A 13,009-nucleotide genomic window follows, 5' to 3' on the forward strand; every position below is an offset into this window, starting at 1 on the left:
CTCCCTAACGCCTTGAAAAACCTGTGTCCGCATGCAAGAGCAGCGCAGACACGTTGCTATTGCTCGATATTTTGTTGACTGAAAATGACAAAGAGCGCCACACTCCGCCAGCTAAAGCCGTGTCGTGTGCGGACACAATGCGGACATGAATGGCCGGGTAAGGACCCTTTTGATATGGCGGACAAGCTCAGCGATCGAACAGTGAAAGCCCTCCCCTCCCCGGCCAGCGGCAACCGCGTGGCCTATGATGCGGAAGTGAAAGGTTTTGGTGTTCGGGTGACGGCGGCGGGCGCTAAAGCGTTCGTGCTGAACTACAGGACAGCCGGCCGGGAGCGCCGGATCACCATAGGCTCTTTCCCCGATTGGTCCGTGGCCGCTGCACGAGATGAGGCGAAGACCCTCAAGCAGCGGATCGACCGCGGCGAGGATCCGCTGGCTGAGCGCGAGGCTCACCGCGCGGCCCCAACCGTCGCCGAGTTGGTTCAGAAATTCAAGGAAGACTATCTACCGCGAAAGCGCCCAAGCACCGTTCAGCAATACACTTTGATATTTGACAATATCGTCATTCCGAAAATCGGCAGCAGGAAAGCAGAAGAAATAAAGCACGCCGACATTGATGCTATCCATAGAGAGGTAAGCAAGCGCACACCAATTCAAGCCAATCGTGTTGTCGCCGTGCTTTCAAAGCTTTTTAGTTGGTCGATTAAGTTGGGAATCAGGGCCGACAACCCCGCACAAGGCATCGAACGGAACAACGAGAACAAGCGCGCCCGGTATCTCTCGACGGAAGAGATCGCGTTTCTTCTGGATGCATTGGCTTCCCATCCGGAGCCAGCCAGTGCAAACGCTATCCGCCTCCTCATGCTGACCGGTGCTCGTCGCACCGAGGTCCTGGCCGCGACCTGGAGCATGTTCGACCTCAAGGCCGGGGTATGGGTGAAGCCATCGGCACACACCAAGCAGCGGAAGGAGCATCGCGCCCCGTTGTCCGCTCCGTCTCTGGCGTTGCTGTCCGCGATGCTGGGCGAGGCCGAAAGGAAAGCCACAGAGGACAAAAAGGCCCCCAGCGAATTCCTGTTCCCCAGCCCAACAGGTGAAGGCCCCCAATCGGAGATCCAGAAGAGCTGGACGTCTGTGACACAGCGCGCGACCGTCGCCATGTGGGCGGCGGCACCCGACACGGCGCCCGGCCGGCTGGTGGCCGAACTGGTCGCGGCAGCCGAGCGGGCGGCGGGGGCCAACGCCGCGCCGCGGATGCCGAGCTACGCGGAGGTGGTGAAACTGGCCGAGATGCAGAAGGTGAAGCTGCCGCCGGGGCTGACCGACGTGCGGGTGCATGACCTGCGCCACACCTTCGCGTCTATCCTCGTCAGTTCGGGCGCGTCGCTGCCGCTGATCGGCGCGTTGCTCGGACACACCCAGGCATCGACCACCCAGCGGTATGCCCATCTGTTCGATGATCCGTTGCGGGCTGCCGCCGAACGTGTCGGCGCCTTGGTAAGCGGCGTGTCGGCCGGGCCGGGCGCCAACGTGATTCCTTTGAAGCGGGGTGCGTGAGATGCCCAACATGGTTGCAGAGGATTTTATTGAAGCAGTCAGTTGGCTTTCGGAAAATGCTCCCGATGATGCAACAAAAGAGGCATTTTCTACGCTCATCATGAAATACATGCTGAGTGATATAGATATCCCGAGCGCCATTCCTCTTCCAGAGAAGCGCCGGGGCCCTCGCCCATTGCCTAACGCAACGTGGGAAAGACGGAAGAAAGAAGCGCAACGTCTTGAAGCACTATGCAAGGAATTTGGTGATTCAGTAGGAAGCACGCTGAGATTACGCGCCAAGGAAGAACTCGGATCTGACGCTACAGAAGGTGAAATCGATGCTCGGTTCAATCAATTGAGCGTGGCACACTACGCCGCACTACGCTGGGAGAAGCGCTAGCGAATTTACGGTGAATTGCGCTAGCAGTAGTCTATTTCCCTATTACAATCTAGACCTACACACTTGTCGAACGTTGGCGCAATTCTGTCCTCGCTTGATCAATTCAGCGAGGGGATCGACCAACATGAAAACTCTGTCCGGCATTCTTGAAGGTTACGCCGACAAAGAGGGTATTGCAGGGGCGCTTGGTTGCTCGGATCGCACTGTCGATCGACTGAGAAACCAGCCGGATGGACTGCCCTATGTGAAAGTCGGCGGGCGGATTTACTTTAACATTGATTCGTGTCGTCGCTGGATCGCCGGTCGAGAGGTTCAGCGGAACCCGAAGATCCGTAGGGGTTCTGGGCGATGACCCCCAGCCCGGTGTTCCCGATGTCGCGCGCCAAGCTCCTGGAATTAGCCGACGTCACCCACCCGCACCTCAAGCCTCTCGTCCTGGCGGCGGCCCATCATCGCATCTTCTTCGGCACCGTGCTCCAGCATGCCGGACGTTTTGACCCGCCACCGGCGGCTCGGCCCTTCGTGCTCCTCGTCGGCGATGACATGTTCGAGACGCTGGGGCCTGCGGCTTTCCACTCCAAGTCCCTGCGCCGTGTTCTGGCCGGAGCCACGCACGTCGGCATCAACGCCGCGAACATTCAGGCCGGGATCTATGCCCGCGCCGCGGAACTCGCCGCCGCCGGCGGCCGGGTGGTCCTGGTCGAATGCCGGCCCGAGACAGAACGGGAATGGCTTGCGTTCGCCGGCAGGCATGCGCCCGCCGCGGACAAGCTGGTGAGCACTCCGAACGTCGCGTCCTACGCCCGCTCATCGGGAAGGGCATGAGCATGTCGACGATGCTGACGGTTCCTTATGCTCTCTGGTGGAAACGTGGGTTCCGCGACCTCGTGTCCGTCGTGCCCCCTGGCGCTCCGTTGTCCAACCGCACGAAACTCCGTTTAGAAGATCGGGGCAAGGTGCCCGGCCTGCACGGGCGCCACGGCTGGTACGGCTTCGATTGGATGAAGCACGAAACCACCGCAGAGGACGCCGCGACCTGGGAGGGCCACGGCGCCAACCTGGGCCTGCGCGCCACCCGATTCCCAGCGATCGACATCGACGTGACGGACCGCGAGATCCGCGACTTCATCCAAGGGCTGGCGGATCGGCACCTCGGCCCTGCACCCGCGCGCACTGGCCGGGCGCCCAAGCTGCTGCTGGTCTACCGGCTGGCCGACGATCAGGCCCCGATGACCCGCCGCCGGCTGTGGTTCAAGGGGCCGGACGGGCGCGACCACCTCGTCGAGGTACTGGGCCACGGGCAGCAGTATGTCGTCGAGGGCATGCACCCCGTCACGCGCAAGCCCTACACCTGGGACGCACATCCGGCAGAACGCGACGCTATCGCCCTCTCTCCCATCACGCTCGCCCAGGTGGACGACTTTATGGTCGAGATGCGTTACTTGCTCGAAACCATGGGGGGCTGCACGGACCTGCGCTGGGAGGGCTCGGGCGACGCGGTGACGGATCGGGAGGCCATCGTGCAGGAAGACCTGCAGGCGCCCAGCCTCGACGCCCTGGCCGCCGCCGTCGCCACCATCCCCAACGACAACGAGCGGTTCCCAAGCCGCACCGACTATCTGCGCATGGGCTGCGCCATCAAGGCGGCCGGGGCGGACGATCCCGATCGGGCCCTGGAGGTCTGGGAGGAGTGGGCCTGCCGATGGGAGGGCAACGCGACCATCGCGGGCAACGATCCCATCGAGGTCGTGAGCGACTGGGAGCGCATGAAGGCGCCGTTCGAGGTCGGTTGGGGCTATGTGCGCGACGTCGCCCAGGAATGCGGCTTCGCGGTCGCGGCCACCGAGTTCGACGAGCTGCCGGCCGAGGATCTGACGGACCTGCTGCCAAAGGCTCCTTCGGACACCTTCCCCGCCTTGTCTCTCGCTGACTGCCTTGCGTCCCAACTGCGGCCGGTTCGGTGGCGCATCGAGGGTTGGCTACCGGAAAGCGGCTTGGTGGTGATTTTCGGCCCGTCCAACGCCTTCAAGAGCTTCATCGCGATCGATATGGCCCTGTGCGTTGCCAACGGCATACCCTGGCATGGACACCGCGTCGCCCAAGGCCCCGTCCTGTATCTGGCTCTGGAGGGGGGCGATGGTGTCGTGCGCCAGCGGGTGCCGGGATGGCACCGGCACCACAATCGCCTTGATGCCGACCCGCCATTCCGCGTCATCACGGTTCCGGTCACCTTGTCCAAAGCCGCGGACGCTGAAAAGCTCCAAAGAACGGCCAATGCCTGCTTCGGCAAACCACCTGTCGTCATTTGCGTCGATGTTCTCAAGCGCAGCATGACCGGCACGGACAGTTCTGACGAGGATGTTGCCCCACTACTGGACACCGTGCGCCGTGTCTTTCCGTCTACCTGCGTGCTGTTCATCACCCATACGGGCTGGGGAGACTCCAACAGGTCACGCGGCTCCACGGACCTTTGGGGCAGCTTCGACACTCGCCTGAAGGCGAACGGCGAGGCCGCCGCCCGACGTGTCACGCTGGAGGTAGAGCGCCACAAAGACGCCGAAAGCGGCGCCAAGGTTGCTTTCAAGCTAGAGACAATCGAGACCGGCTTGGCTGACGAAGGCGGGAACCCGATCGGCACGCTCGTGCCCCTGTGCGATCTTCACGGCGAATTCGACGATACGGGCAGTGAGCTGTCGCCGAGGGAGCAGGAAGCCCTCGAAGCCCTTCAAGCGCTCATCGGCACCGACAAGGACACCGTGCAGGCGTCCGGCGGGGGACGGGCCGTCAAGCGCGAAGCATGGCGCCACAAAGCCTACGCCCGTTTCGGCGACGCGCTGGCCGAGAGCAGCCGGGCGAAGACATTTGATCGCGCTGCGAAGCGGTTGGAGAGCGCCGGGTACGATCGTGCCCCGGGGTGTGGTGTCTGAGGAGGCTTCGTGTTCCTCGGCGCGCTGAGGCTGCCGGTTTACTCCGCTGAGATGACAAGCGGGTCGCCCGCAGGGTTGCACAGCACGGCCAAGCTTTCCATGGTCATGTAGCGTCGGCATACAGCCCACTCGTCGTGTTGCTCCAGCAGCAGGGCGCCGACCAGTCGGGTGACGGCGGCTTCGCATGGGAAGATGCCGACGACATTGGTGCGCCGCTTGATCTCGCCGTTCAGGCGTTCCAAGGGGTTGGTGGAGTGCAGCTTGGTGCGCAGGTCCTTGGGATAGGCCATGTAGGCCAGCACGTCGAACTCGGCCTCGTCCATCAAGGCGGCCAGTTTGGAGAAGCGCGGCCGCAGGCTGTCGGCGACGTGTCGCCACTGCTCGTGGGCGGCCTGGGCGGTCTCCTGGGCAAAGGCGGTGCGGATGGTGGCGGCGACCATCGTCTGGTGCGCCTTGCCGACGCAGGCCAGGAGGTTCCTCATGCAATGAACACGACACCGTTGGAGTGTCGCGCCCAGCACCTTGGAAGCGGCGGCCTTCAGCCCGAGATGAGCATCGGCGATCACCAGTTTCACTCCGCGCAGCCCCCGGCGCGTCAAGGAGCGCAGGAACTCGCTCCAGAAGATTTCGGCTTCCGACAGCCCGAGACCGAGCCCCAGCACCTCGCGCCGGCCATCGGTGGTGACGCCGATGGCGAGTATGGCGGCAACCGAGACGATGCGGCCGTCCTGGCGCACTTTGACATAGGTGGCGTCCAGCCACACAAAGGGCCAGTCACCCTCCAGCGGCCGGTTCAAAAACGCCTGGACGCGCTCGTCGATGTCCTGGCACAGGCGGCTGACCTGGCTCTTCGAGATGCCGATCATGCCCATCGCCTTGACCAAGTCATCGACGTTGCGCGTCGAGATGCCCTGCACGTAGGCCTCCTGGATCACCGCGACCAGCACCTTCTCCGCCGTGCGCCGTGGCTCCAGGAAGGCCGGGAAGTAGGAGCCGCGCCGAAGCTTGGGGATCCGAAGGTCGATGGCCCCGGCGCGGGTTTCCCAGCTCCGCTCGCGATACCCGTTGCGCTTGGTCTGCCGCTCGTCCGTGCGCTCGCCGTAACCGGCGCCGCACAAGGTTTCGACCTCCAGTTCCATCAGCCGCTGGGCGGCGAAACCGACCATCTCGCGCAGGAAGTCAGCGTCGGCGCTCTTCCCAATCAGGTCCTGAAGAGCGATCCTGTCCTCGGTCATCGTGGTCTCCGTCACAGTTGATGGTCGTCAAGCAACCTCAACTTACCGAAGACACACGGTGACCGCCTGCTTCCGAACGGCTGGCCCGCCTGCGCCAGCTAGGGGGGAGCGCTCCGGCGGGCCAGCCTCACGTTCGGACACCACTCACCGGGACGCGACCCCGGGTACATCATGCGGGAGCGCGATCTGGTCTCACTGACCTCGCTCGGGGAGGCGTGATGAGACATGAGACAGGGCAGGACATCGGTAAGACATGTCCATTCCCGTTTGATGAGACAGGACAGGACACACCCCTAAGGGGTGTCCTGGTGTCTCACGGGCGTCCTAAGGCCCTACCCACTCAGAACCACAAAATTTCATTATGTAGTATTGACGTATAGGTCAACAACACTAAATATTGATTATCTCCCGAGTCGCGCGTAGGGTGGCCGAACTGCCAACCCGATTCGCAGGCCCGGCAATGAGCGACCTGTTTTCCGATTGCGAATGGTTCGCCGTGGTTTCCAAGCCCGGCCACCAGCAACAGGCCAAGGAGTGCCTTGAGCGGCGGGGCTTCCGCGTGTTCCTCCCCATGGTGCTGGAGGAGCGCACCCGCCGGGGAGTGAAGGAGGCCGCACACCGCCCGTTGTTCGGCCGGTATGTGTTCGTCGGGGTTCATCTCGAACAGCCGTTCCACCCCATCGCCAGCACGCCGGGTGTGGCCTTCATCCTTCGCGGCGTTGGTGGCATCCCCAGCCGCGTGACAGCGCTGGCGCTGCGTCTGGTCAAGAGCCGCTGTGACGCCGATGGCGGCGCCGTCAACCTGATCCCTGGCGCCCGCGTAGCCCAGTGGAAACCGAACCAGCCGCTCAAGGTGCTGGAGGGACCGTTCCGCGATTTCATTGGCCAGTTCGCCGGTGGGTCCGGAGAGACGGCACGGGTCTTCCTCGATGTGCTCGGTCGTTCGACGGTGGTGTCCATAGGCGCCCAACACCTCGAACCTGCGGTACCCGCCAGCACCGTCGACGAACTGGAGCGGCTGGCATGCTGAAGGGAATCAGGGACCTGTTCCGGGGCGTGGAGCGCAAGAGTGCGGACGGTTACGAGGTGCTAACCGGCGGCGCGCTGCCCACCGCTGCGGGGGTGTCCGTCTCGCCCGAGGCCGCCATGCGCTGTTCGGTTTCCTTCGCCTGCATCAAGGTGATTGCCGAAACCATCGAGCAACTGACGCCGCACCTGTACCGCCGCAAGGGCGATGACCGGGAGCGCGCCACCGACCATCCCCTCTACGCCCTGGTGACCAAGGCTGCGAACGACTGGACGCCGGCCAGCGAGTTCCGCTTGGTGCTGGGAACTCACTTCGCCACCCACGGCAACGCCTACGCCTTCGTGAACCGCGACGCCGCCGGCCGGGTGGTGGAGCTCATCCCGCTCGACCCCCGCACCGTCTCCGTTCGCCAAGACCCGCGCACCATGGCGCCGATCTACATGGTCGCCACCGGCAACCCGGCGCTGCCCGCCCGCGAGTACGACCGCTCCGAGATCCTGCACATCCGCGGCGTCGGGCTGGACGTCCACAAGGGCGCCTCGCCCGTCACGCTGGGCCGGGAGGCCATCGGGCTGTCCCTCACCCTGGAGCATCACTGCGGCTCCCTGTTCGGCAACGGCGCCAAGCCGTCCGGGCTGCTGAAAGTCAAGGGCCGGCTGAACGAAGACCAGTTCCGCCGGGTCCGCGCCATGTTCTCCAACTTCTATCAGGGCGTGACCGGCAAGCGGACCATGATCCTGAGCGAGGACATGGACTTCCAACAGGTCCAGTTGAACAGCGTGGATGCGCAAACCCTGGAGATGCGCCGCTTTCAGGTGGAGGAGGTGAGCCGCTTCTGGCGGGTGCCGCTGCATCTGGTCAACGAGATGGATCGCGCCACCCACGCCAACGCGGAGAGCATGGGGCAACAGTTCCTCACCTTCTGCATGCTGCCGATCCTGCGCCTGTGGTGCGACGCCATGGCGATCACCCTGCTGACGCCCGAGGAACGGGAAACCCTCTACTTCGAGTTCTTGGTGGACGATCTGGCCCGCGCCGACATCGCCGCCCGCTTCACGGCGATGAGCAGCGCGATTTCCGCCGGCATCCTGAACCCGAACGAGGCCCGCGCCATGGAGAACCGCCCACCGTACGCCGGGGGCGAAACGTTCATGCGGCCGGTCAACACCGCGCCGGCCCCGACCACCACCGGCAAGGGGGCGGCCGATGCTCCGGCGGCGTGATCTGGAAACCCGCTTCCAGGCGGACCCGGCCGGCAGCTTCGAGGGCTACGCCAGCGTCTACGGCGTCAAGGACAGCTACGGCGACACGGTGGCGCCCGGTGCCTTCGCCGCCTCCCTGGCCGCCCACCGCAACGGCCAGCGCCGCGTCCTCATGCTGTGGGCGCACAACCCGGCCGAACCCATCGGCGTGTGGGAGGGGCTGGAGGAGGACGCGCGCGGGCTGAAGGTGCGCGGCCGGCTGATCCTCTCCACCCGCAGGGGGCAGGAAGCCCGCGACCTGATGCGGGCCGGTGCGCTCGACGGGCTGTCGATCGGCTTCCGGACGCGGCGCGCGGTGCGGGCATCGGGCGGCGGCCGGGTGCTGCAGGACGTGGAACTGGTGGAGGTGAGCTTGGTCGCGCTGCCGAGCAATCGGGACGCGCGGGTTCTGAGCGTGAAGTCGGCGGCGGGTGCCGCCCCCGGAGCGGCCGGGCTTGCCGCGTTCATCCGCGCCTGTGCGGCGCAACTCGGAGGACAGTGAATGCAGACGATGAAGACGCGGGCCGATTGGGAAACCCGCGACGAGGGCGACGCCGGCACCGAAGGCGGGGCGGCGGGCCTGGACGAAATCCGTTCGGCCGTGGAGGGCTTCACCGCCACAGTGGACCAGCGCTTCGGGCAGATGGACACGGCGCTGGCCGAAATCCGCTCTCGCCAGGATCGCACCGAGACGGTGCTGCGCCGGCCGGGCGCTGGCGGCACCGAGCGGCGCAACGAGGGTGGTGAGGGCGGCGGCATCGAGCGTCGCTCCTTCGAGAACTATCTGCGCGGCGGCACCGCCGTCATGGAACTGACCGAAGTGCGGACCCTGCGCACGGGTGACGACCCCAGCGCCGGCTACCTCGCCCCGTCCGAGTTCATCGCCGAGGTGGACAAGAACATCGTGCTGTGGTCGCCCGTGCGCCAGCTCGCCACGGTGCGCAGCACGGCGCGCGGCTCGGTGGAGCTGCCCAAGCGCATCGGCCGTCCCACCGCAACGTGGGTGGAGGAGTTGGAGGATCGGGAGAACTCCGAAACCGGCAGCCGCTACGGCAAGTCCGCCTACGAGGTGAAGGAGCTGACCGCCTTCATCGACGTGTCCTTCTCCACCCTGGAGGACGCCGCCGTCGACATCTTCGGCGAGCTGGCCGCCGACCTGGCGGAAGAGTTCGGCCAGGCCGAGGGCGAAGCCTTCGTCACCGGCAACGGCGTGAAGCGCCCCATGGGCTTCATGTCGGACACCACCATCCCGACCGTGGCGAGCGGCGACGCGGCGAAGATCACCGCCGACTCGCTGATCGACCTGTTCCACGCCCTGCCGTCGCCCTACCGCACCAACGCCGTGTGGGGGATGAACTCCACCACGCTCGGGTCGATCCGTAAGCTGAAGACCACCGGGGGCGAATACCTGCTGTCCATGTCGGGGCTGGCCGGCTCGCCTGTCACCACCATCCTGGGCCGTCCGGTGGTAGAGCTGCCCGACCTGCCGGATGTGGCCGGCGGCGCCGTGCCCCTGGTGTTCGGCGACTTCGCGCAGGGCTACCGGGTGTTCGACCGGGTGGGCTTCTCCCTGCTGCGCGACGACCTGACCCAGCGCACCAAGGGCAAGTGCCGCTTCCACGCCCGCAAGCGGGTGGCCGGCGACGTGCGGAAGTCGGAAGCCCTGCGCAAGCTGCGCATCGCGGCGAACTGAGGGGGACTGGAACATGCGCGATCTGCTGAACAACATCCACCCCGTCACCGTCATCCCGCCGGGCACGGCGCCGACCGACAACACGCCCATCGTCTCGGCCATCGTCGACCGGTTGGGCTTCAGCTCCGTGACCTTCGTCATCCTCACCGGCACGCTGGCCGATGCGGACGCCACCTTCACCGTGAAGCTGGAGCACGGCGACGCGGCGAACCTGTCGGACGCGGAGGAGGTGCCCGACGCGCTGATGGTGGGCACCGAGGCCCTGGCCGGCTTCACCCACGCCGACGACGGCAAGGCCCGCAAGTTGGGCTACGTCGGGGGCAAGCGGTACCAGCGCCTCACCGTCACCCCGGCCGGCAACGCCAGCGCCGCGAACCTGGGGGCCGTGGCGATCCTCGGTCACCCGGTCAACGCTCCCACCGCCAACCCGCCCGCCTGAGGTTCCGCCATGCCACGCGCCATTCCCAAGCTGTGCCCGCTGCTGAAACACGGGATCTACGAGGGCCAGCGTTGCCCGAAGTGTGCCGCTGAGTCGCGGGCGCGGGCGGACCAGCACCGCCCATCCGCGGCGGCGCGTGGCTATGACGGCGCGTGGCGCCGCGTGCGCAAGGACTTCCTGGCTGCGCATCCGGCCTGCTGTGCCGCCGGGTGCAGCCAGCCCGCGACCGAGGTGGATCATGTCCAGAGCATCGCCGACCGGCCGGAGCTGCGGCTGTCGTGGTCCAACCTGCGGGGCTTCTGCAAGCCGCACCACTCGCAGCGGACGGGCCGGGACCAAGGTGCCTTCGCCCGGCCTGCAACAAAAAGACAGGATGTTGCCGATAGGGGGTAGGGGGTTCTGAATTTCAACCCATGGGGCCGGGACCGGAGGGGCAGTCACGCGCCCGAGAGAACCGAATTGAGCAAATGGGCAAAGGAGGACGGACGGTGCGTGGACGGAAACCGGAGTTGAAGGCGATCGACGGCGGGCTGGCCCGGCTGCCGCCCGCGCCGTCCTGGCTGCCGATCGAGGCGAAAGCCGAATGGCGCCGCGTCGTGCCGGGCCTGCGCGCCCGCAAGACGGTGACGCGCGAAGACCTGCCCATGCTGGAGGCGTATTGCCTCGCAGCCGGTACCGTGCGCCGCATGCAGGCGACGCTTGCCACCGAGGGCGACACCATCACCAGCGCCAAGGGCGAGGTGCGGCGCCACCCCGCGTTCCAAACCATGTTCCAGGCCCTGACCGAAAGCCGCCGGTTGGCGGCCGAGCTGGGCTTGACCCCGGCCAGCCGCAACAAGGCCGCTCCCACGGACACCAGCGATGACGACCTATCCGACCTGGATCTCTGACGGCTCCGACATTCCCGACCCGCTGGGCTACGGGCAACGCGCCATCGATTTCCTGCGTGTGCTGCGCCACCCGAAATCGACCCTGCCCAAGCGCGGCTTCCAGCTTCACGGCTTTCAAGAGCGCCTGGTCCGCCGCATCTACGGCCCGCGCCACCCGGACGGCCGGCGGATCGTCCGCAACGTCGTCATGCTGCTGCCGCGCGGTGGCCGCATGACCAGCCTAGGCGCCGGCTTGGGGCTGCTGCACACCATCGGCCCCGAGCGGGTGCCCGGCGGGTTGGCGCTGTTCGCCGCGTCGGATCGCGAGCAAGCCCGCATCGGCTTCGAGGAGGCCGCCGGCATCTGCCGGGAGGATCCGCGCATCGAGAAGGTGCTGCGGTTCATCGACTACCGGCACCGCATCGAGCATCCCAAGAGCGGGTGCCAGCTCCGGGCGATCTCCTGCGACGCGGCGCGCTCCCACGGTACGACGCCCACCTTCGCCCTGGTGGACGAGCTGCACGCCTGGCCCAAGCGCGACCTGTGGGACGTGATCCGCACCGGCTTGGTGAAGGTGCCCGGCTCCCTATCCGTCGTCATCACCACCGCCGGGCGCGGCCAGCAGAACGTCGCCCACGACATCGTCGACTATGCCCGCCGGGTCGCCCGCGGCGAGATCGACGACCCCGGCACCCTGCCCGTGCTGTTCGAAACGCCGGCGGATGCGGACTGGCGGGACGAGCGGGTGTGGTTCCGCGCCAACCCTGGCTTGGTCCACGGCTTCCCCGATCTGGACGGCCTGCGCCAGCTCGCCCGCGAAGCTGAGAACCGGCCGGCCGATCGCGAGGCGTTCCGGCAACTGCACCTGAATGTGTGGCTCGACCACTCGACGGATCCGTTCGTCGAAATGCCGGTCTACGACGAGGGCGCGGCGCCGCTCGACCTGGGCGCGCTGGAAAGCGCTCCGTGCTGGCTGGGAGTGGACCTCTCCAGCAACAGCGACCTGACGGTGGTGGTGGCGTGCTGGCGCGTGGGCAATGGCTACGCCGTGCTGCCGCACTTCTTCTGCCCGGCGGACAACCTGCGGGGCCGCCAGGACCGGGACGGGGCGCCCTATGTCCGCTGGGCCGAGGATGGGCTGATCGAGCCGACACCGGGCAACGTGGTGGACTTTCGCGCGGTGGAGGGCTGCATCCGCGACCTGTGCGACCGATTCGCCGTCCAGTCTATCGGGCTCGACCCGCACCTTGCTCGCTCGACCATCAACAATCTGTCGGAGGACGGCTATCCGGCGGTGGAGGTGCGGCAAGGCTGGGTGACGATGGCGCCGGCCATCAAGGAGCTGGAGCGCGCCATCGTCGGGCGCCAGTTCCAGCACGGCGGACATGAGGTGCTGCGCTGGTGCTTCGACAACATCCAAGTGGAGACTGATCGGGCCGGCAACCGGCTGTTCAGCAAGGGCAAGGCGCGCGACCGGATCGACGGGGCGGTGGCCTGCGCCATCGCCGTGTCGCTGGCGCAGCACGGCGAGGCGGGCGGCTCGATCTACGATCTGGACGTGGAAGACGATGAGTTCTTCATTTGAGTGGAGGCGAGGCCCGTGACGTGAGCGTGCTGAACTAAGGTTCCCCCGCCACTG

At 66.2% G+C, this 13,009-nt stretch carries 13 protein-coding genes; 12 read left to right on the top strand and 1 reads right to left on the bottom strand.

Annotation, left to right across the window (positions count from 1 at the left end; genetic code table 11):
* Positions 1 to 174: 174 nt before the first annotated feature.
* The 4 genes from JN22_RS27725 (at position 175) to JN22_RS27740 (ending at position 4,866) form a co-directional block, all read left to right on the top strand.
* The gene (locus tag JN22_RS27725; RefSeq protein ID WP_085556953.1) at positions 175 to 1,557 is read left to right on the top strand and encodes a tyrosine-type recombinase/integrase; all 1,383 of its coding nucleotides are present in this window, start codon (positions 175 to 177) and stop codon (positions 1,555 to 1,557) included.
* Position 1,558: 1 nt separating this feature from the next.
* Positions 1,559 to 1,939, top strand: a complete 381-nt coding sequence (locus JN22_RS27730) for a hypothetical protein (RefSeq protein ID WP_143268505.1) — start codon at positions 1,559 to 1,561, stop codon at positions 1,937 to 1,939.
* A 348-nt stretch (positions 1,940 to 2,287) separates the two neighbouring features.
* Positions 2,288 to 2,764, top strand: coding sequence for a hypothetical protein (locus JN22_RS27735; RefSeq protein WP_179166242.1), 477 nt, complete (start codon positions 2,288 to 2,290; stop codon positions 2,762 to 2,764).
* Between the two features lie 2 nt (positions 2,765 to 2,766).
* Positions 2,767 to 4,866, top strand: coding sequence for an AAA family ATPase (locus JN22_RS27740; protein ID WP_179166243.1), 2,100 nt, complete (start codon positions 2,767 to 2,769; stop codon positions 4,864 to 4,866).
* Between the two features lie 38 nt (positions 4,867 to 4,904).
* Here JN22_RS27740 and JN22_RS27745 read toward each other — a convergent pair whose 3' ends face one another.
* Positions 4,905 to 6,101 (bottom strand): IS256 family transposase, encoded by a 1,197-nt coding sequence (locus tag JN22_RS27745; protein ID WP_085553231.1) that lies wholly within the window; start codon positions 6,099 to 6,101, stop codon positions 4,905 to 4,907.
* 460 nt (positions 6,102 to 6,561) lie between these two features.
* Here JN22_RS27745 and nusG point away from each other — a divergent pair, with 460 nt between their 5' ends.
* The 8 genes from nusG (at position 6,562) to JN22_RS27785 (ending at position 12,955) form a co-directional block, all read left to right on the top strand.
* Complete coding sequence (gene nusG / locus JN22_RS27750) at positions 6,562 to 7,131, top strand: transcription termination/antitermination protein NusG (protein WP_085556955.1); 570 nt, start codon at positions 6,562 to 6,564, stop codon at positions 7,129 to 7,131.
* Entirely contained in the window at positions 7,125 to 8,351 is a 1,227-nt protein-coding gene (locus JN22_RS27755; RefSeq protein WP_085556956.1) for a phage portal protein, read from the top strand. Before nusG ends, JN22_RS27755 begins: the two co-directional genes overlap by 7 nt.
* On the top strand, positions 8,335 to 8,871 hold the full coding sequence (locus JN22_RS27760; protein ID WP_085556957.1) for an HK97 family phage prohead protease: 537 nt from the start codon (positions 8,335 to 8,337) through the stop codon (positions 8,869 to 8,871). The genes JN22_RS27755 and JN22_RS27760 overlap by 17 nt, the downstream gene beginning before the upstream one ends.
* Positions 8,872 to 10,062, top strand: a complete 1,191-nt coding sequence (locus JN22_RS27765) for a phage major capsid protein (RefSeq protein ID WP_085556958.1) — start codon at positions 8,872 to 8,874, stop codon at positions 10,060 to 10,062.
* 13 nt (positions 10,063 to 10,075) lie between these two features.
* Positions 10,076 to 10,501: a hypothetical protein gene (locus JN22_RS27770; protein WP_085556959.1), complete on the top strand. Its 426-nt coding sequence runs from the start codon at positions 10,076 to 10,078 to the stop codon at positions 10,499 to 10,501.
* Between the two features lie 9 nt (positions 10,502 to 10,510).
* The gene (locus JN22_RS27775) at positions 10,511 to 10,894 is read left to right on the top strand and encodes an HNH endonuclease signature motif containing protein (RefSeq protein ID WP_223677913.1); all 384 of its coding nucleotides are present in this window, start codon (positions 10,511 to 10,513) and stop codon (positions 10,892 to 10,894) included.
* Between the two features lie 116 nt (positions 10,895 to 11,010).
* A complete protein-coding gene (locus JN22_RS27780; RefSeq protein ID WP_223677914.1) occupies positions 11,011 to 11,391 on the top strand; it encodes a phage terminase small subunit P27 family in 381 nt (126 codons plus the stop codon).
* Complete coding sequence (locus JN22_RS27785) at positions 11,363 to 12,955, top strand: terminase large subunit (protein WP_085556961.1); 1,593 nt, start codon at positions 11,363 to 11,365, stop codon at positions 12,953 to 12,955. Before JN22_RS27780 ends, JN22_RS27785 begins: the two co-directional genes overlap by 29 nt.
* Positions 12,956 to 13,009 lie beyond the last annotated feature (54 nt).

It is taken from the genome of Azospirillum agricola (genome assembly GCF_020005195.1).
Taxonomy (GTDB): Bacteria; Pseudomonadota; Alphaproteobacteria; order Azospirillales; family Azospirillaceae; genus Azospirillum; species Azospirillum agricola.

Bases quoted from the DNA above. Each gene is read 5' to 3' on its own strand.
- JN22_RS27740 (WP_179166243.1), top strand. From the start codon at position 2,767: ATGTCGACGATGCTGACGGTTCCTTATGCTCTCTGGTGGAAACGTGGG.
- JN22_RS27760 (WP_085556957.1), top strand. From the start codon at position 8,335: ATGCTCCGGCGGCGTGATCTGGAAACCCGCTTCCAGGCGGACCCGGCC.
- JN22_RS27765 (WP_085556958.1), top strand. From the start codon at position 8,872: ATGCAGACGATGAAGACGCGGGCCGATTGGGAAACCCGCGACGAGGGC.
- JN22_RS27770 (WP_085556959.1), top strand. From the start codon at position 10,076: ATGCGCGATCTGCTGAACAACATCCACCCCGTCACCGTCATCCCGCCG.
- JN22_RS27730 (WP_143268505.1), top strand. From the start codon at position 1,559: ATGCCCAACATGGTTGCAGAGGATTTTATTGAAGCAGTCAGTTGGCTT.
- JN22_RS27775 (WP_223677913.1), top strand. From the start codon at position 10,511: ATGCCACGCGCCATTCCCAAGCTGTGCCCGCTGCTGAAACACGGGATC.
- nusG (WP_085556955.1), top strand. From the start codon at position 6,562: ATGAGCGACCTGTTTTCCGATTGCGAATGGTTCGCCGTGGTTTCCAAG.
- JN22_RS27725 (WP_085556953.1), top strand. From the start codon at position 175: ATGGCGGACAAGCTCAGCGATCGAACAGTGAAAGCCCTCCCCTCCCCG.
- JN22_RS27785 (WP_085556961.1), top strand. From the start codon at position 11,363: ATGACGACCTATCCGACCTGGATCTCTGACGGCTCCGACATTCCCGAC.
- JN22_RS27735 (WP_179166242.1), top strand. From the start codon at position 2,288: ATGACCCCCAGCCCGGTGTTCCCGATGTCGCGCGCCAAGCTCCTGGAA.
- JN22_RS27745 (WP_085553231.1), bottom strand. From the start codon at position 6,101: ATGACCGAGGACAGGATCGCTCTTCAGGACCTGATTGGGAAGAGCGCC.
- JN22_RS27755 (WP_085556956.1), top strand. From the start codon at position 7,125: ATGCTGAAGGGAATCAGGGACCTGTTCCGGGGCGTGGAGCGCAAGAGT.